Raw genomic sequence first — 22,791 nt, 5'->3', positions numbered from 1 at the left:
TTCTTGCGTACATCTTTGGACAGCTATCTATGTGCTTGATCGCAAGGCGGCTTTGCTCAATACTGACTTGGGTGAGCGAACCGATCGTAGATCCCGCCCCGCAGCGTTCCGGCCCCTCGGTCGTGCTGCCTGCCCGCCCCGAAGCCCTGCGCATCGATGCTTCGACAAGCGCGGTCATCGTCATCGACATGCAGAACGCCTACGCCTCGAAAGGGGGCTATGTCGACGAGGCGGGCTTTGATGTAGGTCCTGCCGCCGGTGTGATCGGTCATATTGCGCAGGTGCTCGACGTGGCGCGCAGCGCCGGAATGCCGGTCATCTTCCTGCAGAATGGCTGGGACGCGGACTATGTGGAAGCGGGCACGCCGCAATCGCCCAACTACCACAAGTCGAACGCATTGAAGACCATGCGCGCGCGGCCTGAACTTGCCGGTAAGTTCCTCGCGCGCGGCGGCTGGGACTACGAGCTTGTCGAGGCGCTGACGCCGAAAGAGGGCGATATCCGCGTCCACAAGCCGCGCTATTCGGCCTTCTTCAATTCGCAGCTCGACACGATCCTGCGCGCGCGGGGCATCCGCACGCTCATCTTCACTGGCATCGCCACCAATGTCTGCGTGGAATCGACCCTGCGCGACGGCTTCCATCTCGAATACTTCGGCGTGGTGCTGGAGGATGCGGTCCATCACCTGGGCCCCGACTTCATCCGCGAGGCCAGCCTTTACAACATCGAGAAGTTTTTCGGCTGGGTAAGCTCGCTCGCCGATTTCCGCACCGCCGTGGGGCAGTTGCCGCCTGCAGACTGACGCGAAGAACCTGCCAGACAGACCAGAGAGGGAAAAAGACAGATGCCGTTCGAGCCGATCAATCCGCCGCAGTTCCCGACCCCCATCGCCCCCTATTCGGCGGGCGCGAAAGCGGGAAACACGGTCTACGTCTCGGGCGTGCTGGCGCTGGGGGAAGGGGGCACGGTCCTCCACGTCGGCGATGCCGCAGCCCAGACCCGGCACATCCTGGACGTCATCAAGGTGACGGTAGAGGCGGCCGGGGGCACCATGGCGGACATCGCCATGAACCACATCTTCCTCAAGGACCTTGATGACTATGCCGCCTTCAACGCGGTCTATGCCGAGTACTTTCCGGGCGACAAGCCGGCGCGCTACTGCATCCGGGCCGACCTGGTGAAGCCCGACCTCCTTGTCGAGATCGCCTCGGTCGCGCACCTTGCCTGAAACGGGCGGCCTCTGGTTCGAGGAGCATGGCAGCCCGGAGGCACCGCCGCTGATCCTCTCGAGCGGTCTTGGCGGCAGCGGCGCCTACTGGGCTCCCAATATCGCCGCGCTGGCGCAGGATCACAGGGTCATCACCTACGACCACCGCGGCACGGGGCGCAGCGACCGCACGCCGCTTGCATCGCTCCGTGTCGAAGACATGGCGGGCGATGTGATCGCCCTCATGGACGCGCTGGATATCTCCAGGGCGCATTTCATCGGCCACGCGCTGGGTGGGGCGATCGGGATCGAGACCGCGATCCGCACCAACCGGATCGAGCGGCTGGTGGTCGTCAACGGCTGGCGGACCTTGTCGCCCCACACCCGGCGCTGCTTTGCCGCGCGTCTTGCCTTGCTGCACGGCGCGGGCGTGGAGGCGTTTCTGGAGGCACAGCCGCTGTTTCTCTATCCGCCGGACTGGATCGCCTCCCACGATGCCCAAATGTCCGCCGAAGTGGCCCACCATGCGGCAAGCTTTCCGGGTGTCGACGCCATGGTCCAGCGGATCGAGGCGGTGCAGGCTTACAGCCCCGATCCGGCGGGTCTTGCCGCGCTTTCCAGCCTGCTGGTCATTGCCACGCGCGACGATTTTCTGGTGCCCTATGTCACCGCACTCGACCTCGCGGGCTTCGTGCCGCACGCCAAGGTCGACAGCTTCGCCTGGGGCGGCCACGCCTGCAACGTGACCGACGCCGCGCTCTTCAACCGCTACGTGCTCGATTATCTCAGGAGTTAGCGCCCCATGCAGGTCGGTGTCTTCATTCCCATCAACAACAACGGCTGGCTGATTTCCGAGACGGCGCCGCAGTACAAGCCGACCTTCGATCTCAACAAGGAGATCGCGCTCAAGGCCGAGGCGCACGGGCTCGATTTCCTGCTCTCGATGATCAAGCTGCGCGGCTTTGGCGGCAAGACCGAGTTCTGGGAGTATGGGCTGGAGAGCTTCACGCTCATGGCCGGACTTGCCTCGGTGACCGAGAAGATCAAGCTCTACGCAACGGCGCCCACGCTGATCCTGCCGCCCGCCTTTGCCGCGCGCATGGGCGTCACTATCGATTCGATCAGCCATGGCCGTTTCGGGATGAACCTCGTCACCGGCTGGCAGCCGCCCGAGTACACGCAGATGGGCCTGTGGCCGGGCGATGAGCACTTTCGCAATCGCTATGATGTGCTCGACGAATACGCCCACGTCCTGCGCGACCTGTGGAACACCGGGCGTAGTGATTTCAAGGGCGACTATTACACCATGGACGATTGTCTGGTGCGCCCGCAGCCGGGTGCGGACATGAAGATCATCTGTGCGGGCTCTTCCGATGCCGGCCTCGCCTTTTCGGCGAAATGGGCGGACTACGCCTTTTGCCTTGGGAAGGGTGTCAACACCCCCAAGGCCTTCGCCTTCAACAACGAGCGACTTGCGAAGTTCACCGCCGAGACCGGACGGGACGTCTCGATGTTCGTCCTCGTCATGGTGATCGCGGCCGAAACCGACGAGGAGGCCATGGCAAAGTGGAAGCTCTATAATGATGGGGTCGATATCGACGCGATCTCGTGGCTCGCGGACCAGGGCGCAAAGGATACGGTCAACACCGACACCAACGTGCGCCAGCTCGCCGCGCCCGAGGGGGCGGTGAACATCAACATGGGCACCCTGGTGGGCAGCTACGAAAGCGTGGCGCGTATGCTCGACGAGATGAGCGAGGTGCCCGGAACGGGCGGGGTGCTCCTTACCTTCGATGACTTCCTGGCGGGTGTCGATGACTTCGGTACGCGGATTCAACCGCTTATGAGAAGCCGCGTGGGAATCGCGGGGTAGGGGCGAGGAGCGGATTAAAGGTTCGGAACCGGCCGAATTAGCCATTGCATCTTGCCCATGGTGCAGTGCAATAAAGTGGCATGCGTATCGCGATTGTCGATGAGAGCGCGGCGCGCGCCTCCATCATTGAAGAAGGCCTGTCCGAGCTTGCCGATTGCGACCTTGTCGTGATTACCGAGCGGCGCGGCATGCTCGCGCGCATGGCTGAGATCGATCCCGATATCGTGCTGATGAACCTTGGAAATCCCTCGCGCGACATGCTCGAGGAGTATTTCGCGGTGAGCCGCGCACTGGCCCGCCCCATCGCGATGTTCGTGGATGAGGCGGACGACGAGGCCATCGTCGCCTCGGTCGAGGCTGGGGTCTCGTCCTACGTGGTCGATGGTCTTGCCGCGGGACGCATCCGGCCCATTCTCGATCTTGCGATCACGCGCTTCAACGCCTTTGCCCGGCTGCAGAGCGATCTGGCCGAAGCGCGCGGCAAGCTGGCCGAACGCGAACTGGTCGACAAGGCCAAGCGCATCCTGATGCAGAGCAAGGGCCTGCCCGAACCCAAGGCCTATGCCGAACTGCGCAAGGCCGCGATGGACCAGGGCAAGCGCATCGTTAACATTGCCGAAGCCGTCGTCACCGCTCACGAACTGATGAGCGGGACATGATCGGCGGGGACCGACAAGAGGTGTCTTGAGGTGAATACGCAACTGACAATCGGCTTCCTGCCGCTGGTGGATGCCTGCCTGCCGATCCTGGCGCGCGAGCATGGGTTCGCCGAGGATGAGGGGATTTCGCTCAGCCTGGTCAAGGACCTGAGCTGGGCGACCGTGCTCGACCGGCTGCTCTACGGGCACAGCGATGCCGCGCACATGATCGCCCCGCTGGCCATTGCCGCCACGCTGGGGCGTGGGCGTCCGGCGCAGCCTCTGGCCGCGCCCTTCGTGCTGGGCCTCAACGGGAATGCGATCACGCTTGCCCCCAAGCTCGCACAGCGCGTGCGCGGCGGGGAGACGGGGCTGGGAGATCCGGTCAAGGTGGGCGCGGCGCTGCGCGAGGTCGCGCTGGAGCGCGCGGCGGCGGGCAAGCCGCTGACCTTCGGCGTGGTCCATCGCTATTCCAGCCACAACTACATGCTGCGCTACTGGCTCGCCTCCTGCGGGATCCATGCGGACAAGGACGTCGACATTTCCACCGTGGCCCCGCCGTTCTGCGCCGAGGCGCTCGAACTGGGCGAGGTCGACGGGATTTGCGTGGGCGAACCCTGGAACAGCGTTGCGGTGGAAAAGGGCGTGGGCGAGATCGTCCTGTCCACCTCGCAGATCTGGCGGCGCGGGGTCGAAAAGGTGCTGGCCTTGCGCGAACCGGTGCTGGAGGAAAAAAGGGAGGCGGTGCTGCGGCTTATCCGCGCCTTGTGCCGGGCTGCCGCGCACTTCGTGGACCCGATCAACTGGGAGCACAACGCGGCGATCCTGGCACGGCCGGAGTACCTCGACGGTTCGCCTGAGCTGATCCGACGCGCCATTGCCGACCAGATCCTGATCGCGCGGGGCGGCACGATGATCCATTACCCCGATTTCATGTTCCAGTACCGGGAAGCGGCAAACTTCCCCTGGGTCAGCCAGGCCGAGTGGCTCTATTCGCAGATGGTGCGCTGGGACGGGCTGACGTTCGATCGCGCGGACGCCGACAAGGCGGCGCGCGTGTTCCGTCCCGACATCTATCGCGCCGCACTGTTGGGCACGAACGAGCCGCTTCCAGGGGCCAGTTCAAAGGTCGAAGGCAGCATCGTCACACCCACGGTCGTGGGGACTCAGCAGGGCAACATGGTTCTGGAGTCCAACGCTTTTTTTGACGGGAAGGTGTTTGATCCACAGCGTATCGAAGAGTACCTGGCGCAGCTCCCGTGACAGTCAATTTTGATGTGCAGTGCAAAAAGAGCTTGCCGCTTGCCGTGCGAATCGCTTACTAAATTAAGCGAACAGTCCGGTGGGCTCCCAAGGATGGGTGCTTAGTATAGCTGGTCTGAACTTTCTTAAATTCGTGGCACCGTAGCCGCCTCGTCGTGGTCCTCATGGGACTTTCGTCGTGGCGGTTTTTTGCGTTTGGGTTTTGGAATTGGGGGTTGGTTCGATGACGAAGTTTGGGCAGTCCGGTTTTTCGCGCCGCATGGTGGTTGGAGCACTTCTCGCCAGCGTGGCCCTGGCCGGATGCGGCGGCAGCAAGGACGAGACGGGCGCGCAGCCGGGTGTCACGGCCGCATCGGCGGGCGGCGCGGTGGAAAAGCCCGTGCTCAAGCTCGGCTTCATCAAGCTCACCGACATGGCACCGCTCGCGATCGCCAAGGAAAAGGGCTTCTTCGCCGAGGAAGGGCTCAACGTCACGCTGGAGCCGCAGGCCAACTGGAAGGTCCTGCTCGACGGGTGATCGGCGGCCAGCTGGACGGGGCGCATATGCTCGCCGGGCAGCCGCTCGCCGCGACCATTGGTTACGGCACCAAGGCCGACCTGATTGCGCCGCTCAGCCTGGATCTCAACGGCAACGCGATCACCGTCTCGAACAAGGTCTGGGACATGGTGAAGGGCGATCTGCAGCGCAGCGCCGACGGCAAGCCTGTCCACCCGATCTCGGCCTCGGTTCTGAAGCCCGTCGTCACCAGCTTCAAGCAGCAGGGCAAGCCCTTCAACATGGGCATGGTCTTCCCGGTCTCGACCCACAACTACGAGCTGCGTTACTGGCTTGCGGCCGGTGGTCTCAACCCCGGCTTCTACACGCCGGGCGACATCAAGGGGACGACCTCGGCTGATGTCCAGCTTTCGGTGACGCCGCCCCCCCAGATGCCCGCAACGCTCGAGGCCGGCACCATCGAGGGCTACTGCGTGGGCGAACCCTGGAACCAGGCTGCGGTGCAGAAGAAGATCGGCGTGCCCATCGTGACCGACGACCAGATCTGGCACAACAACCCGGAAAAGGTCTTCTCGATCCGCAAGGACTTCGCGGAGAAGTACCCGGGCACGACGGCGGCCATGCTGCGCGCGATCATCCGCGCGCAAGCCTGGCTCGACGCCGATGGCGGCGCAAACCGCAAGGAGGCGGTGAAGATCCTTTCGCAGCCCAACTACGTGGGCGCCGACGAGGCGGTGATTGCAGCTTCGATGACCGGCAAGTTCACCTATGAAGCGGACGACACGCGTGACGCGCCCGGCTTCAACATCTTCTTCGATAACTACGCGGGCTATCCCTATTACTCGGACGCGATCTGGTACCTGACCCAGATGCGCCGCTGGGGGCAAATTCCCGCCGACCACGACGACCAGTGGTATTTCGACCAGGCCAAGGCGGTCTATCGCCCCGACCTCTATCTCGCCGCGGCCAACCAGCTCGTCGAGAAGGGCGCGATTGCCGCCGACGATGTGCCCGAAACGGATGGGTTCCGGGGTGAGCAGGACGGCTTCATCGATGGTATCACCTACGATGGCAAGCAGCCCAACGCCTACCTCGCCAAGTTCAAGATCGGCCTCAAGAAGGGCCAGAAGGTGTCCGCTTCGGGCGTGACCGGAAGCTGATCGACAGCGCTGCCTCCAGGAGAAGAACGATGGCAACAGTCTATGCACCACGTGCGCCTCTCCCGGAGGCGAGCGCCGATAATATGAGCAAGGAGGCTTTCATGGCCACGCAACCGTCCATCCCGGCCGAAACCGCGCCTTCCGCGGAGCCCGAGCCGATCGCAGCGCAGCCCGGCAAGGTCCAGGCCTTCTTCGCCAAGAACACCAAGGTGATGCTGGCACCGGTCATTGGCATCCTTGCCTTCCTGGGGCTTTGGGCCGCGCTGGCGCCGATGGTGGATACCTCGCTCGGCGCGCTGCCGGGCCCGCTGGAAGTCGCCGAGCAGGGCGCGGCGCTCTACGGGGAGTGGCAGGCCTCGAACGAGGCGGCGGCCGAGTTCTATGCGGCCCAGGATGCGCGCATTGCGGCGGGCACGCAGGCCATGGCCTTTGACTACGCCGGGCCGCCGACCTTTCTCGACCAGGTCGTGACCTCGCTGGAGACGGTGGCGCTTGGCTTCATTCTCGCAACGGTCGTGGCCGTGCCGATCGGCCTTGCGGCGGGTCTTTCACCGCTCTTCAACGCTGCGATCAACCCGCTCATCCAGATCATGAAGCCGGTCAGCCCGCTCGCCTGGCTGCCCATCGTGACGATGGTCGTCTCGGCGACGGTCACGAGCGCGGACCCGATGCTGGCCAAGAGCTTCGTGATCTCGGCGGTGGTGGTGACGCTGTGCTCGCTGTGGCCCACGCTCATCAACACGGCCGTCGGCACCGCGTCCATCGACAAGGATCTTCTGAACGTCGGCCGTGTGCTCAAGCTCGGCACCTTCCAGAAGCTGACCAAGCTCGTCCTGCCGTCCTCGCTGCCCTATATCTTCACCGGCATGCGCCTTTCGCTGGGTGTGGGCTGGATGGTGCTGATCGCGGCGGAAATGCTCGCGCAGAACCCGGGGCTGGGCAAGTTCGTCTGGGACGAATTCCAGAACGGGTCCAGCCAGTCGCTCGCTCGCATCATGTTCGCGGTGATCGTCATCGGCCTCATCGGCTTCCTGCTCGACCGCCTGATGATGACCCTGCAGAACCTCGTCAGCCGCAACCACGCGGTCTGATCTCGGCCCTTCGCACCACACTTCCTGCACTTACCGTAAGGGACCAAAGACATGGGTACGATCCTCTCGCTCCAGGGTGTGACCAAGGCCTACACCGGCCAGACCGGCGACGTGACGCGGGTGCTCGACGGCATTGACCTCGATGTCGAGGAAGGCGAATTCATTGCCATCCTGGGCTTTTCGGGGGCGGGTAAGACCACGCTGATCTCCACCATCGCCGGGCTGGTCGAGCCCGATGCCGGGCAGATCCTCCTGCACGGTCGCCCGGTGGACGGACCGGGCAAGGACCGGGGGCTGGTGTTCCAGTCCTACTCGCTCTTCCCCTGGTTGACGGTGGAGAAGAACGTCGCGCTGGCGGTTGATGCGGTGCACAAGGATCGCTCGCGCGCCGAACGCGCCGCGCTGGTGCGCCAGAAGGTCGAACTCGTCGGGCTGGGCCACGCGATGGACCGCAAGCCCGGCCAGCTTTCGGGCGGGATGCGCCAGCGCGTGTCGGTGGCCCGGGCTCTGGCGATGGAGCCCGAGATCCTGCTTCTGGACGAGCCGCTCTCCGCGCTCGACGCGCTGACCCGCGCCAAGCTGCAGGACGAGATCGAGCGCATCCGCAAGGAAGAGAAGCGCACCATCATCCTTGTCACCAACGATGTGGACGAGGCGCTCCTGCTGGCCGACCGGGTAGCGGTGCTGACGCCTGCACCCGCGGCCCATATCGGCAGGATCTTCACCGTCGACGTGCCTCGCCCGCGCGAGCGCGAGGCGGTGAACGACGATGTCCATTTCCAGTCGCTGCGGCGCGAGATCGTGGGGTATCTGGGCCATCTCAACGAAGCGGGATCGAGCGTGGGCGAGGCCAGCGTTGCGCTGCCCGAGGTGACTCCGCTCGACCTTTTCGTGAAGAGCGAGCCGCAACTGCCCAAGGCCTATGTCGAGGCGGGGCAGTCGGCGGTCGAGCAGCGCTATCTGGAATTCTTCAAGCTGAACAAGGTCTACCCCACGCCCAAGGGGCCGCTGACCGTGGTCGAAGACTTCAACCTTCTGATGGAGAAGGGCGAATTCGTCTCGCTCATTGGCCACTCGGGCTGCGGCAAGTCAACCGTGCTGACCATGGCGGCGGGGCTCAACGCGATCAGCAGTGGCGGCATTGTCCTCGACAACCGCGAGATTTCGGGGGCAGGACCGGACAAGGCAGTGGTCTTTCAGGCGCCGAGTCTGATGCCCTGGCTGACCGCGCGCCAGAACGTGTCGCTGGGCGTGGAACGGGTCTATCCGCACGCCAGCAAGGCCGAGCGGGCGGACATCGTCGACTACTACCTCGAACGGGTGGGGTTGGGCGATGCCATGGACAAGATGGCCGCGGAAATGTCGAACGGAATGCGCCAGCGCGTGGGCATCGCGCGCGCCTTCGCGCTCTCGCCGCGCCTGCTGCTGCTCGATGAACCTTTCGGCATGCTCGACAGCCTCACCCGCTGGGACCTGCAGGACGTACTGGTCGAAACCTGGAACCGCACCAAGGTGACCGCGATCATGGTGACCCACGATGTCGATGAGGCGATCCTCCTCGCCGACCGCGTGGTGATGATGACCAATGGCCCGCGCGCGACCATTGGCAAGGTCCTGAAGGTCGACCTGCCGCGCCCGCGCGACCGCAAGGCGCTGCTCGAGGACCCGAAGTTCTATCAGTACCGGCAGGAAGTTCTGCACTTCCTGGCCGAATACGATCACGGTCCGGCCTCCAAGGCGGCCTGACCAAACGGGCCGCACCGCGCGGCTCTGCAAACCCTGCGTCCGGGGGAATGTTCGGACGAAGTTGAAGTCCTGCCCAGTAGGAGCAGGGCCCGGCGCGCGCTCATGAGGGGCGGGGAGCAGGCAAAGGCGCCTGCCATCCGAAGCGCAGGAAACAGGCTGTGAAGGCGCAAAGAACGCCCGGCCTGGTGCGGCGGACAAAGAGGTCTGCCTTCGATCCAGTTTCTGGAAGCAAACGGCGTGCCCGCGTGGGGGTGGGGGCGCCATCGGAGGTACACGACGATGAAGACCGCGTATTCCACTATTGTCAGGCTCGCCGCCGGCACCGCCGCGCTCGCGCTGTCGGCTCCGGCCCTTGCCAAGGCGGGCGACCCCGTCGCGGTGGCGGACGGGGTGACCATCGATCCGATCATCGATGGCATGCTGCGCTACGAACATGTCGACCAGGACCAGCTCGGCCTCGATGCCGATGCCCTGACGCTGCGCCTTCGCGGCGGCGTCGAGGTCAAGGCCCACGGCTTCTCGGCGCTGGCCGAGGCCGAGAGCACGCTCGCTATTATCGACGACTACAACGACACGATTCCCGGCAACAACGGGTACCTGGGCGCCGAGCCGTACTCGGTCGTGGCCGATCCCGAGAACGTGGAAGTGAACCGGCTGCAGGTGGGCTATTCGGGCAAGATCGGCTCGATCACCGTGGGCCGCCAGCGCATCATTCACGACGATGCGCGCTTTGTCGGCAATGTCGGCTGGCGCCAGAACGAACAGACCTTCGATGCGGTGCGCGCACAAGGGACATTGGGGCCCGTCGTCCTGGATGCCACCTATTCGCTTTCGCAGCGTTCGATCTTCGGCGCCGACAGCCCGAACAAGTACTGGGACGGCGATTTCGTGCTGCTGGACGGCGGCGTGAAGGTGAAGGGCGTGACGGTGAAGGGTTTTGCCTACCTGCTCGACTATGACGAGCGTCTCACCATGTCGAGCCAGACCTATGGCGCCATGGCCGCAGGCGCGATCCCGCTCGGCGGCACGGCGAAGATCGACGTCAAGCTGCGCTACGCGCGGCAGAGCGACTACGGCGCCAATCCCATCAACTACGCGGCGGATTACTACGATGCCGAACTGGGCATCTCGGTGGCCGGCTTCGGGCTCAAGGGGGGCTACGAGGAACTGGGGAGCGATGATGGCGTGGCCGCCTTCCAGACGCCGATGGCGACCGCGCACGCCTTCAACGGCTGGGCCGACCTCTTTCTGACGACCCCGGCTGCGGGCCTTCGCGACTATTACGGCACCGTCTCCAAGGGCTTTGGCGATGTGGGGCCGCTCAAGGGGCTGAAGGGTATGGTCGTCTACCACCAGTTCGACAGCGACGTGGGCGGCATCGACTACGGGCACGAGTGGGACGCGAACCTGGGCTTCAAGGTCGCGAACTACGCGGTCCTCTTCAAGTACGCCAACTACACGGCCGACAGCTTCGGCACCGACACCGAGAAGTTCTGGGTCCAGTTCGGCTTTTCGTTCTGATCACGCGGGGAAAGGGAGTAGCTACCGATGGCCTATCTTGCACCAACCGAATTCGTCACCAAGCTCATCGATGCGGGCGAATCCAAGATCATGATGTCGACCAAGGACACGCTGGTCCGCGCCTACATGGCGGGTGCCATCCTGGCGCTCGCGGCGGCCTTTGCGGTCACCATCAACGTCCAGACCGGCCAGCCCCTGGCGGGCGCGGTGCTGTTCCCGGTCGGCTTCTGCATGCTCTATCTGCTTGGCTACGATCTCCTGACCGGGGTCTTCGTGCTGTGTCCGATGGCGGTCTGGGACAAGCGCCCAGGCTGCACCTGGGGCGGGGTTGCGCGCAACTGGGGGCTGGTCTTCACCGGCAACTTTGCAGGCGCGCTCACCACCGCAGTCCTGATGGCGATCTACTGGACCTACGGCTTCTCGACCGAACCGGCCGAAGTGGGCGCCAAGATGGCCGTCATCGGTGAGAACCGCACCGTCGGCTACGCGGCCTATGGCGCGGCGGGTTGGCTCACCATCTTCGTGCGCGCGGTCATGTGCAACTGGATGGTTTCGACCGGCGTCGTCGGCGCGCAGATCTCGACCACCGTCTCGGGCAAGGTCATCGCCATGTGGATGCCGATCATGCTCTTCTTCTACATGGTCTTCGAGCATTCGATCGTGAACATGTTCCTGTTCCCCACCGGCCTGATGCTGGGCGGCAACTTCACCATCGCCGACTACCTGGTGTGGAACGAGATCCCGGTCGTGCTGGGCAATGTCGTAGGCGGTCTGACTTTCACCGGCCTCATGCTCTTCAGCACGCACCGCAAGACCGCGCCTTCGCGGGTCGTCAAGATCGCTGCCTGAGCGTCCCCTGGCAGTGCGAAGGGGTGGGAGTGGGTGCTGGCATGCCACCACTTCTGCCCCTTCCTTGCCATCTGCGTCATCTGCGAAAGGGAGCGGCATGGGATCGCGGCTTGCGGTGCGCCTTGGCTATTGCTCCGATGCCGGAGCCAAGGAGGCCAACCAGGATTTCGGCGATGCCTTCGTGCCCGAGGACGGGGCGAGCCTTGCCATCAAGGGCATCGCGCTGGCGCTTGCCGATGGCATCAGCACCAGCGCGCAAGGGCGCGAGGCGGCCGAGCTTGCGGTCTCCTCCTTCCTGACCGACTACATGGCGACGCCCGAAGCCTGGTCGGTGCCGACAAGCGCCGAGAGGGTCATCGCCGCGATCAATTCCTGGCTCTTTGCCCGCAACACCGGCGGGCAGGGCCCGGCGCTGGACGACAGCGCGCGTGAACGCGGCCTCGTCACGACCTTCAGCGCGCTCATTCTCAAAGGCCGGTCGGCCTATGTCTTCCACGTGGGCGATGGCCGTGTTGCGCATCTCTCGGACGGGAGCTGCCGGATCCTGACGCAGCCGCACCGGGTGGACCTGGGTGGGGGCGAGAGCCTCCTTGCCCGCGCGCTCGGCATCGATCGCCGGGTCGAGGTGGATCACGTGCAAACCACTATTGCTGCGGGCGATGTCTTTGTCCTGACGAGTGACGGCGTGCATGAGCATCTTGGCGATGCGGATATGCAGGCGGCACTTGCCGAGCCCGATCCCCAGCGCGCCGCCGAAGCGCTCGTGGATGCCGCCCGCGCGGCAGGGAGCGGGGACAACCTCACCGCGCAGGTCCTGCGCGTGGAAGCTCTGCCCGACGGTGACCTCGCCGATGTGATCGGGGACGGGCGCGATTTGCCCCCCGCCCCGCCGCTCATGGCCGGGCAGAGCTTTGAAGGGCTGACGGTGCTGCGTACGCTCCACGCCGGGCACCGCAGCCATGTCTACCTGGTGCGGGAGGAGGCGAGCGGGCGCCGCCTCGTCCTCAAGGCCCCGGCGACCGAGCAGGCGGGCGATGCGCAGGAACTTCAGCGCCTGATGCTGGAGGAGTGGGTCGCGCGGCGCGTGACAAACAGCCACCTGCTCTCCGCTCCGCCGCCGCGCCGCGAACGGCGTCACGCCTATGTCCTGTTCGAATATCTGCCCGGCCAGACACTGGAAGAGTGGGCCCACGCGCAGATTGCGACCGACCTTGCGGCCGTGCGCAGCCTCGTCAAGCAGGTGGCGCGCGGGCTCCTGGCGCTCCATCGCCGTGAGATCCTGCATGGTGACCTGCGGCCCGCCAACGTGATCGTCGATGCCGATGGCACGGCGCGGATTGTCGACTTCGGCTCCGCGCTTGTCGCCGGGCTCGAGGAACTTTCCCCGCGCGCGGGCGAGGCGCTCTACGCGGGGACAATGCAGTTCACCGCGCCCGAGATCTGGCTGGGTCATGCGCCCACGCGCGCCAGCGATCTGTGGTCGCTGGGCGCGCTCGCCTATTTCCTGCTCACCCGGAGCCTGCCCTATGGCCCGCGCCTCAGCGCAGCGCAGACCCGGGCCGCGCAGCGCAAGCTGAGGTATGTTCCCGCCAGCGAGATCAACCCCGAGGTGCCCGACTGGATGGACGCGGCGCTGGCCTGCGCGCTCGCCCTTGATCCGGCGCAGCGGTACGCCGAACTATCGGAGTTTACCTACGATCTTTCCCGCCCGAACGCGGCGCTGCGTCCGGTTGCGGCACGGCCGCTGCTGGCGCGCCGTCCCGAGCGGGTGTGGCAGGCAATCAGCGCGCTTCTCGCGCTGGCGCTGGCCGCCTCGCTGCTGCTCGGAGGGCAGAGTGCCGGGCGTCCTGCCCCCATTTCATCCCGAGACGTAAAGGAGAGCGACCGATGATGACCAAGTCCGATGTCACCACCATGATCCGCAGCGCCAAGCGTGAGAAAGGGATCGGCTGGGCCGGGATTGCCGAAGAGATCGGCCTCAGCGAGGTCTTCGTGACCTCGGCGTGCCTGGGTATGAACAGCCTTTTGCCCGACGCGGCGGGCAAGCTGGTGGACTTCCTCGGCCTGCCGGCGGAGGCCGCCGTGGTGCTGAGTGAGTACCCGACCAAGACCTTTGCCCAGACCGTTCCGACCGATCCGTGCATCTACCGCTGGTACGAGATCACCGGCGTGTTCGGGGAGGCGTTCAAGGAACTGGTCCAGGAGAAGTTTGGCGACGGGATCATGAGCGCGATCGACTTCGACATGCAGATAAACCGCGTCGCACACGAAAAAGGCGACCGGGTAGAGGTTGTCATGAGTGGCAAGTTCCTGCCCTATAAGAGCTGGTAAATGCTTGGAAAAGTCGCCTTCGGGGAGGAGGCGGCTTTTCCCTTTTTCGCTGCAACTGCAAAAACAGTCTTGCCGGGAACTGTGCGAATCAGTTAAAAACCAAATCAGCGAGAATGCGCCGTCCGCAGAAGGACGATGTAAGCGCCTCGCCGCACTTTCTGACAACGCGTGGCAACGAAGCCGCCCGTACCATCCCTGCAAGGGGCATGGTCCGAGGCGGTTTTTTTGCGTGCGCGTCACGAACGGAGACGCCGACGTGAATGCACCTGTGAACTTCGAGGGGAACGCCTTTCCCGAAGGGCCGCGCGAACGGCTCGTGGTGATCGGCAACGGCATGGCCGGGTGCCGCGCGGTGGAGGAGATTCTGGCGCGCGAGCCCGAACGCTTCGAGATCACGATCTTCGGCGCCGAACCGCGCGTGAACTACAACCGCATCATGCTCTCGCCGGTTCTCGCAGGTGAAAAGACCTTCGACGAAATCGTCATCAACACGCCGGAATGGTACGCTGAAAACGGCATCACGCTGGTGTCGGGCGACAAGGTCGAGCGGATTGATCGCGACACGCAGACCGTCATCGCCGCTTCGGGTCGCACCGAGCCTTACGACAAACTGCTGATCGCGACGGGTTCGGACCCGTTCATCATTCCGGTGCCGGGCAAGGACCTCGACGGCGTCGTGACCTTCCGCGATCTCGATGACGTCGACCGGATGCTGGCGGCGGCGGACAAGGGTGGAAGCGCGGTCGTGATCGGAGGGGGGCTGCTCGGCCTCGAGGCCGCGCACGGCCTCAGCCTTCGCGGCATGCAGGTAAGCGTGATCCACCTCATGCCCACGCTCATGGAGCGCCAGCTCGACGAGGCGGCAGGCTTCCTGCTGCGCAGCGAACTCGAAAAGCGTGGCCAGACCATCCTGACCGGTGCGAACACGAAGGAGATCCTCGGCAAGGACGGGCACGTGGCCGGCGTCCGCCTGGAAGACGGCACCGAGATCCCCGCCGACATTGTCGTCATGGCGGTCGGCATCCGGCCCGCGACGGGGCTTGCCAAGGAGGCAGGCCTCGATGTCGAGCGCGGCATCCTTGTCGATGACCACATGGTTACCTCCGACCCCAATGTCCTCTCGGTGGGCGAATGCGTCCAGCACCGGGGCCTGTGCTATGGCCTTGTCGCGCCGCTGTGGGACATGTGCCGCGCGCTGGCCGACCATGTCACCGACCGGGCGACCGGCTACGAAGGCTCGGTCACCTCGACCAAGCTCAAGGTCTCGGGGATCGACCTGTTCTCGGCCGGAGACTTCTCGGGCGGGGAGGGCTGCGAGGACATCGTCATGCGCGATGCCGCGCGCGGCATCTATAAGCGCGTCATCGTCAAGGACAGCCGGATCGTGGGCGCGGTGCTCTACGGCGATACCGCCGATGGCTCGTGGTACTTCGACCTCCTCAAGAAGGGCGAGGACGTCTCGGACATCCGCGAGGCCCTGATCTTCGGCCAGGCATTCGCGTCCGGAGGTGCGCTGCTGGACCCTAACGCGGCCGTTGCGGCCCTCTCGGACGATGCCGAGATTTGCGGGTGCAACGGCGTTTCCAAGGGCCAGGTGGTCTCGTGCATCGAAGGCGGCGCGCATTCGCTCGACGCGGTCCGGTCCGGGTGCAAGGCTTCGGCCTCGTGCGGTTCGTGCACCAACCTGGTCGAGAGCCTGCTGGCCGTGACGCTGGGCGGCGAGGTCGAGACCGGGCCTGCCACGATGTGCAAGTGCACCAGCTTCACGCACGACGACGTGCGCGCGCTGATCCTGGAGAAGAACCTCACCTCGATCCCGCACGTCATGCAGGAGCTGCACTGGTCGACGCCCGATGGCTGCGCCTCGTGCCGTCCGGCGCTCAATTACTATCTGCTCTGCGCGCTCCCTGGCGTCTACGAGGACGACCAGAAGAGCCGCTTCGTCAACGAGCGCATGCACGCCAACATCCAGAAGGACGGCACCTATTCGGTCGTGCCGCGCATGTGGGGTGGGCTCACCAACCCGCGCGAACTGCGTGCGATTGCAGACGTCGTGGAGAAGTACGACGCGCCCATGGTCAAGGTGACCGGCGGCCAGCGCCTCGACATCTTCGGCATCAAGAAGGAGGACCTGCCCGCGGTCTGGGCCGATCTCAACGCGGCCGGGATGGTGTCGGGCCACGCCTATGGCAAGTCCCTGCGCACGGTGAAGACCTGCGTCGGTTCGGAATGGTGCCGCTTCGGGACGCAGGATTCCACAGGGCTCGGCGTCAAGATCGAGCGCATGACCTGGGGCAGCTGGATGCCGCACAAGTTCAAGATCGCGGTCTCGGGCTGCCCGCGCAACTGTGCGGAGGCGACCATCAAGGATTTCGGCGTGGTTTGCGTCGACAGTGGCTACGAACTGCACGTGGGCGGCAATGGCGGCATCAAGGTGCGCGCGACCGATCTGTTGTGCAAGGTGGCTACCGAAGAGGAGGCGATGGAGATGTGCGCCGCCTTCATCCAGCTCTACCGCGAGGAGGCGCGCTACCTCGAACGCACCGCGCCCTGGATTGAGCGCGTAGGGCTGGAGCACGTCAAGCTGGCTCTTGCCGAACCCGAGGCGGTGCGCGCCTACGCTGCCCGCTTCCGCCATTCGCAGACCTTCATGCAGGATGATCCCTGGGCCAAGCGCGCGGCGGGCGAGCGCGCCGACCTGCACCAGCACCTGGCAACGGTGCGTCCTTCCGATTCCTCGTTTCAGCTGGAGAAGGCATGATGATTGGCGATTGGCTCGATATTGGCCCGGTCGGACAGATCGAGGCGGGCACCGCGCGCACGCTTCCGGTGGAAGGCGCGCAGGAACTGGCGATCTTCCATACGTTGCGCGGCGAATTCTTCGCCATTGTGAACGCCTGCCCGCACAAGAAGGGGCCGCTCAGCCAGGGCATCGTCCATGGCGATGTGGTGACCTGCCCCTTGCACAACTGGAACATCTCGCTGCGCGACGGGCGCGCGTTGGGCGATGATGAGGGCTGCGTGCCCACGATCCCGCTCCGGGTCGATGCCGGACGCATCTATCTTCTGCGCGCCGCGGTTCTGAGCGGGGGCGTCGAAGCGGCGACCGCCGAAGCGGAGGCCTGAGCGACATGCACGACAGGGGCCCGATCCGCACGACATGCGCCTATTGCGGCGTCGGCTGCGGGATCACGGCCGAAGTCGCAGATGGTGCGAGCCGCGAGGTGTCGGTTGCCGGCGATCCTAGGCACCCGGCCAACGCCGGGCGGCTGTGCTCCAAGGGCACGCATCTGGGGGAGACGGTCGGACTGGAGGGGCGGCTCCTCCATCCCCGGATCGCGGGCAAGCGGGTGTCGTGGGACAGGGCGAGCGCCGAAGTTGCCGAGCGCATGCGGGCGTGCATTGCCGAACATGGACCCGAGAGCGTCGCCTTCTATGTCTCGGGCCAGCTTTTGACCGAAGACTACTACGCGGCCAACAAGCTGATGAAGGGCTTTGTCGGTTCGGGCAACATCGACACCAATTCGCGCCTGTGCATGGCAAGCGCGGTGGCAGCCTACAACCGCGCCTTCGGTGAGGATGTCGTGCCCTGTTCCTACGAGGACCTGGACGCGGCGGATCTGATCCTGCTCGTCGGCTCCAACACGGCCTGGTGCCACCCGGTCGTCTGGCAGCGGATCGAAAAGACCCGCGCGCGCCGGGGTACCAAGATCGTGGTGATCGACCCGCGCCGCACCGAGACGGCCGAACAGGCCGACCTGCACGTGCCAATCGCGCCCGATGGCGACATCGCGCTATTCAACGCGCTGCTCGCCCGCATGCACGCACAGGGGCTTGTCGATGCCGCCTACATGACCGCCCATGTCGAGGTTGCGCCCGATTTCTGGGACGATCTTGCCTGCGATCCGGGTGTCGATCCTGAGATTTTCGACCAGCTTTGCGCGCTCGTCGCCGCACATCCGCGCATGGTCACGCTGTTCTCGCAAGGGGCGAACCAGTCGGTCTGCGGGACCGACAAGGGCAACGCCATCATCAACCTGCACCTTGGATGGGCAGTATCAACTGGATCGGCGCGGGCCCCTTCAGCATCACGGGCCAGCCCAATGCGATGGGCGGGCGCGAGGTGGGCGGCCTTGCCAACACGCTGGCCTGCCATCTCGGCTTTTCCGAGGAGGAACGCCGCGCGGCGGCGACCTTCTGGAATGCGCCTGTCCTGTGTTCGGGGCCGGGGTTCAAGGCGGTGGACCTGTTTCGGGCCGTGCACGATGGCCGGGTGAAGTTCCTGTGGGTCATGGCGACCAATCCCGCGGTCTCGATGCCCGACAGCGCCTTCGTCCGCGAGGCTCTGGCGCGCTGTCCGACGGTGGTGGTCTCCGATGTCATCGCGGACACCGACACCGCCCGGCATGCCGATATTCTCCTGCCCGCCGAAGCCTGGGGCGAGAAGAACGGCACGGTGACCAATTCGGAGCGCTGCATTTCGCGCCAGCGCCGCCTGTTCGATGCGCCCGGCGAGGCGCGGGCCGACTGGCGCATCATCGCCGATGTTGCGGCGGCTATGGGCTGGGGGGAGGCGTTCGCCTGGAAGGACGCGGCTTCGGTCTTCCGCGAGTACGCAAGGATGACAGGCCTCGCGGCGGCGCGCGGAAAGTGCCTCGATCTCACGCATCTGGGCGATATCTCCAGCGCCGACTATGACGCGCTTGAACCCTTCCAGTGGGGCGGTGCGCGGCCTCTGGCCTCGCGCTATCCGACACCCACAGGCAAGGCGCGGCTGGTCCGGGTCGAGGTGCCCGAGCGGGTTCAGGATGCGGCGTTCCCGCTGCGCCTCAACACCGCGCGCTACCGTGACCAGTGGCACACCATGACCCGCACGGGCCTCTCGCCAACCCTGTCGCAGCACCGGCCCGAGCCCCTGCTCGAAGTGCATCCGCGCGATGCTGCGCGCTATGGCCTGACCGCTGGTGGGCTCGCACGGGTCGTGACCGGGCAGGGGCGCGCGGTTTTTCGCGTCGATGTGCGTGATGGTCAGCGCCCCGGCGAGATCTGCGTACCGATGCACTGGAGCGATGCCATGAGCGGAGAGGGGCGGGCCAACCGCCTGCCGGACTCTCAGGTCGATCCGGTATCCGGGCAGCCCGGCTTCAAGAACAGTGCCGCGACGCTCGAGCCGGTTGCGGCCGACTGGCAGGCGTTCCTTGTTCGCCGCGATGCCATAGCGCCCCAGGGGCTTGCCTACTGGACCCGCGCGCGAATCGCCGAGGGCTGGCTCTACGAACTGGCGGGAGAAGGCGCGGTCGAGCTCGACGCCTTGCTGCCCGAAGGCGAGCGGCTCGAGGTTGCCGACATCGTCCGAGGCATGCGCCGCGTGGCGGTGCGCGCCGGGGACGGCACGCTGGCCGCGGCGATCTATCTCACCCGTGCGGGGCAGCTGCCCGCGCGCAGTTGGGTGGCAGGCCAGCTCGGGCAGGGCAGCGCGAGCGCCTGCGAGCTTCTTGCCGGGCGGCCGAGCACGCCGCTTCCCGATCGAGGGCCGATCGTGTGCGTGTGCCATGGCGTCGGCGCCAACGATATCGTCGCGGCCTGCGCAGACGGTGCCGACAGCGTCGAAGCTGTTGGACAGTGCACCCAGGCCGGGACCAACTGCGGCTCCTGCCGCCCGGCCATTGCGCGCCTTCTTGAAACCTGTGCCACCCAGCCAAGGGAGCCTGCCGAATGACTGCCCCCCGTTACGACGACTTTTGCGAAGGATCGGTCTGGCTCGTGGGCGCAGGCCCCGGCGATCCCGAGCTGCTGACCCGCAAGGCCGAGCGCCTGATCGCAGCCGCGAGCGTGATCTTCCACGATGCGCTGGTGGGGCCGGGCATCCTTGAACTGGCAAGCCGGCAAGCACGCCTCGTCTACGTGGGCAAGCGGTCGGGGCGTCATTCCAAGGATCAGAAGAGCATCGATGCCCTGATCGTCGAAGCGGCGCTCGCGGGCGAACGCGTTGTGCGCCTCAAGGGCGGCGACCCCTCGATCTTCGGGCGCGCGACAGAGGAACTGGACGCGTGCCGCGCGGCGGGCGTGCCGGTGCGGGTGTGTCCGGGCGTCACTGCGGCGAGCGCGGCGGCGGCGGGCATCGGCGCTTCGCTGACGCTGCGGGGGCTTGCCCGCAAGCTGACCTTCGTGACCGCTCATGCGCGTGCGGGCGAAGAGCTGCAGCTCGACTGGGCGCGGCTGGCCGATCCCGAGGCAACGCTGGCGGTCTACATGGGCAAGGCAGCGGCTCCTGCGCTGTCGGTACAGCTGATGGCGGCGGGCCTTCCGGCCGACACGCCCGTCGCTCTGGTCGAGAACGCCAGCCTGCCTGACGAGCGCCACTTCCACACCCGTCTCGACCTGCTGCCGCTGGCCTCGCGCACCGCGCTTGGCGATGGTCCGGCGCTGCTGCTGATTGGTTCGGCGATGGAGCAGAGCCAGGATTCGGAGCGCGAAATGGCCATGAGATATGGCGTTAAAGTTCTGAAATAGATTTATAATGTCAAAAAACTAGGATAGCCGGCGAAGGACCTCGGTCCTGGGGAGTGGACGAGCGGCGAGGCCGGTTTCCTTCTGCCGATTTACGGAGCCGGTCTCGCTTTCATCTCGGCTGCGTCCGTGATGAGATGGGGTTTGTGGCATGCAGCATGTGGCATTCAGGGCCAGCCTGCTGAAAGAACCTCAGCTTCGGCCTTTGCCGAAAGCGGCTCGCCGAGGTGCAATCCGGGCTGTGCCAGGTCGGCGCGCCCATCAGCATCGAGGGCGATGAGCCTCCAGCCATCTGCTTCCCGGCAGGCGAGGCCTGCGCCAATTGAGCCTGCAAAGCGGCGGCAGTAGGCGCCATCATCGCTCCGGTAGGTCGCGAGGATGTGAAACGGCTTCTGGTCCCGGGTGGAGGCGCGCGGATAGCTCTCAAGGGCCGTGGCGAGGGTGCCTGCTGCAAGCAGCCGGTCGCCGGCATCGCGCAGGTTGCCCACATTGTGTCCGCCAACGTCCTGTCCAGACGTGTCGGCAAAGCGGGCGAGGTCGAGGCTGCTCCCGATCATCACCCCCAGGACAAGCGCCAATGACAGGCCGAGTGCGAGGCCGGGGCGCTGGAAAATCGGGACCTTGCCTCTCGGCGCGACGCCGGCCCGGCGGGGCTCTCTTGTGGCGTTTGCCTGTTCACGTCGGGCCTTGGCGGCGCTGAAATCGAGAATGGCCCCCGCGCGGGCTGCAGCCTGCTCTTCGCCTGCCCGCCGCGCTGTCGAAAGGGGGATGGGCTGCACCTTGCCCTTCGCGCGGCGCACCTTTTCGAGCCGGGCGGCAAGGTGGGGATCTGCGGCAATGGCCGCTTCGACCGCGCGCGCTTCCTCGCCGCTCAGTTCCCCATCCGCATAGGCCCGGAATTGCTGGGGGCTTATGTTCATGCGGTCTCTCCCGATGGTTCGGGACGCGGCATTCTTGCCGTCCTCCCGACGCGATCTTCTTTCCTTTCAGGACTCGTGATGGCCCTTGCGCACTCGAGTGTACGCCAAGGCGCGCAGCCTGACGAGAGGCTGTGCAACCGCGCGCGATGCAAAGAGGCCATGGGCCTCCGGGCGCAGGTGTCAGGCCGCGCTGTCCACGAAGCGGAAGGTGACGGTATCGGACTGGATGAACATGGTCTTCTCGTCGGGCGAGAAGCGGTAGCGTCGGTCTCCGGGCAATTCACGGCCGACCCGATTGGCGATCTCGGGATCGGGGCAGAGCTTGCGGGTGGTGGCGATCGGGGTGATCTGGATCCGGCCCTCCATGAACTGCGCGGTCCATCTGGCGTTGCCGGTGTTGCACGCCAGGCGGAAGTGCGCCTCGCCCTTCACGTTGAAGGTCAGGGTGAGCTCCTGCGATTGCTGCGCGGTGAGCGTGGTTTGCGCGTCCCCTTCCACGATCCCGGCAAGTCGCCAGGTGGGGCCGATGAGGGCGCTCTGGCGTTCCTCGCGCGCATCGAGGCTGGCGCAGGCCGACGTGGTGGCGAGCAGAAGGGCGATGCAGGCGGACCTGCGGATCGAAGTGCGTGCGGTCATGAAGGGGAAGGTACCTGTTTGTGGGGCGAGAACAAGGCGGTTCAGAGACAAGCCGGGTCAGGGGACCGGACCGCCACCATGGGGGGGGGGAGGGACGGTGGCGGTCCGGCGAGCCGTCCGTGGTGGGCGGCTGAAAGAAGGCGTGAACCCGGGGCAGGTGCTGTGCGTGCGCTCGGGCAAACTATAGGGTCGGAGAAACCCGGTGGCGATGAGCCTTTCCGACCCTGCGCCAAGAATGCCCCATGGCCTTGGCTCGCGCCCATCGGGATTAGGCCGGATAAACGGGGGCGGAACCACCCGGCTTTCGGGCCGGGGAAGAGCGCGGGCAAAAGGGCGGGGCATCGCATCTCCGGCGCAGCGGACGCGGTGTCGAAGCTGTGGGGAGGGGGATCCTCGATCCGTTCCAGGACACGGCCCCGCGAGCTGGGCTGTTCATGAATACCACCGGAACCGGAGTTCCCAGAAGTCATTGCACCTCACGAAGTATCTCGTTGCACTCGCATGCAATTCCTGGTGCGTACTCGGTGGTTTACTATCCGTAGTAACCCG

Annotated in this window: 17 protein-coding genes and 2 pseudogenes; 17 read left to right on the top strand and 2 right to left on the bottom strand. The window is 65.6% G+C overall.

The genetic code is table 11. The features are described 5' to 3' along the window. The first annotated feature begins 29 nt into the window (after positions 1-29). From rutB to cobA, 17 genes and pseudogenes are all read left to right on the top strand, one after another. Complete coding sequence (gene rutB / locus MBENS4_RS00500) at positions 30-803, top strand: pyrimidine utilization protein B (protein ID WP_052321908.1); 774 nt, start codon at positions 30-32, stop codon at positions 801-803. Positions 804-845: 42 nt separating this feature from the next. Continuing rightward, positions 846-1,229 (top strand): pyrimidine utilization protein C, encoded by a 384-nt coding sequence (gene rutC / locus MBENS4_RS00495; protein ID WP_039388015.1) that lies wholly within the window; start codon positions 846-848, stop codon positions 1,227-1,229. Continuing rightward, positions 1,222-2,004 carry a pyrimidine utilization protein D gene (rutD, locus tag MBENS4_RS00490; protein WP_039388013.1) on the top strand — a complete coding sequence of 261 codons (783 nt, stop codon included), beginning with the start codon at positions 1,222-1,224 and terminating at the stop codon, positions 2,002-2,004. The genes rutC and rutD overlap by 8 nt, the downstream gene beginning before the upstream one ends. Positions 2,005-2,010: 6 nt before the next feature. Continuing rightward, entirely contained in the window at positions 2,011-3,081 is a 1,071-nt protein-coding gene (gene rutA / locus MBENS4_RS00485) for a pyrimidine utilization protein A (protein WP_039388011.1), read from the top strand. 80 nt (positions 3,082-3,161) lie between these two features. Continuing rightward, a complete protein-coding gene (locus MBENS4_RS00480) occupies positions 3,162-3,740 on the top strand; it encodes an ANTAR domain-containing response regulator (RefSeq protein ID WP_039388009.1) in 579 nt (192 codons plus the stop codon). Positions 3,741-3,770: 30 nt separating this feature from the next. Beyond that, positions 3,771-4,982, top strand: a complete 1,212-nt coding sequence (locus MBENS4_RS00475) for a CmpA/NrtA family ABC transporter substrate-binding protein (RefSeq protein ID WP_039388008.1) — start codon at positions 3,771-3,773, stop codon at positions 4,980-4,982. Between the two features lie 223 nt (positions 4,983-5,205). Next, positions 5,206-6,638: pseudogene (locus tag MBENS4_RS00470) on the top strand (CmpA/NrtA family ABC transporter substrate-binding protein). A gap of 101 nt (positions 6,639-6,739) precedes the next feature. Next, positions 6,740-7,729, top strand: coding sequence for an ABC transporter permease (locus MBENS4_RS00465; protein WP_242404721.1), 990 nt, complete (start codon positions 6,740-6,742; stop codon positions 7,727-7,729). Positions 7,730-7,780: 51 nt separating this feature from the next. Continuing rightward, positions 7,781-9,475, top strand: coding sequence for an ABC transporter ATP-binding protein (locus MBENS4_RS00460; protein WP_039388004.1), 1,695 nt, complete (start codon positions 7,781-7,783; stop codon positions 9,473-9,475). 279 nt (positions 9,476-9,754) lie between these two features. Further along, a complete protein-coding gene (locus tag MBENS4_RS00455) occupies positions 9,755-10,996 on the top strand; it encodes an alginate export family protein (RefSeq protein WP_052321907.1) in 1,242 nt (413 codons plus the stop codon). 27 nt (positions 10,997-11,023) lie between these two features. Further along, positions 11,024-11,845 carry a formate/nitrite transporter family protein gene (locus MBENS4_RS00450; RefSeq protein ID WP_039388003.1) on the top strand — a complete coding sequence of 274 codons (822 nt, stop codon included), beginning with the start codon at positions 11,024-11,026 and terminating at the stop codon, positions 11,843-11,845. A gap of 97 nt (positions 11,846-11,942) precedes the next feature. After that, positions 11,943-13,736 (top strand): bifunctional protein-serine/threonine kinase/phosphatase, encoded by a 1,794-nt coding sequence (locus MBENS4_RS00445; protein WP_052321906.1) that lies wholly within the window; start codon positions 11,943-11,945, stop codon positions 13,734-13,736. Continuing rightward, positions 13,733-14,176, top strand: a complete 444-nt coding sequence (gene cynS, locus MBENS4_RS00440; protein ID WP_052321905.1) for a cyanase — start codon at positions 13,733-13,735, stop codon at positions 14,174-14,176. Before MBENS4_RS00445 ends, cynS begins: the two co-directional genes overlap by 4 nt. 256 nt (positions 14,177-14,432) lie before the next feature. After that, the gene (gene nirB, locus MBENS4_RS00435; RefSeq protein WP_039391463.1) at positions 14,433-16,937 is read left to right on the top strand and encodes a nitrite reductase large subunit NirB; all 2,505 of its coding nucleotides are present in this window, start codon (positions 14,433-14,435) and stop codon (positions 16,935-16,937) included. Further along, positions 16,937-17,302, top strand: a complete 366-nt coding sequence (nirD, locus tag MBENS4_RS00430) for a nitrite reductase small subunit NirD (RefSeq protein ID WP_039388000.1) — start codon at positions 16,937-16,939, stop codon at positions 17,300-17,302. Before nirB ends, nirD begins: the two co-directional genes overlap by 1 nt. Before the next feature lie 5 nt (positions 17,303-17,307). After that, positions 17,308-19,895, top strand: a pseudogene (locus MBENS4_RS00425) (nitrate reductase). Beyond that, a complete protein-coding gene (gene cobA / locus MBENS4_RS00420) occupies positions 19,892-20,689 on the top strand; it encodes a uroporphyrinogen-III C-methyltransferase (RefSeq protein WP_039387998.1) in 798 nt (265 codons plus the stop codon). The pseudogene MBENS4_RS00425 and the gene cobA overlap by 4 nt, the downstream one beginning before the upstream one ends. Positions 20,690-20,853: 164 nt before the next feature. Here cobA and MBENS4_RS00415 read toward each other — a convergent pair whose 3' ends face one another. Together MBENS4_RS00415 and MBENS4_RS00410 are read right to left on the bottom strand one after the other, a co-directional pair. Next, positions 20,854-21,606: a hypothetical protein gene (locus MBENS4_RS00415; RefSeq protein WP_039387997.1), complete on the bottom strand. Its 753-nt coding sequence runs from the start codon at positions 21,604-21,606 to the stop codon at positions 20,854-20,856. A 180-nt stretch (positions 21,607-21,786) separates the two neighbouring features. Continuing rightward, a complete protein-coding gene (locus tag MBENS4_RS00410) occupies positions 21,787-22,242 on the bottom strand; it encodes an META domain-containing protein (protein WP_039387995.1) in 456 nt (151 codons plus the stop codon). Positions 22,243-22,791: the final 549 nt, after the last annotated feature.

It is taken from the genome of Novosphingobium sp. MBES04 (genome assembly GCF_000813185.1).
GTDB classification, from domain to species: Bacteria; Pseudomonadota; Alphaproteobacteria; order Sphingomonadales; family Sphingomonadaceae; genus Novosphingobium; species Novosphingobium decolorationis.
This window is presented reverse-complemented; position numbering and strand designations above follow the sequence as displayed.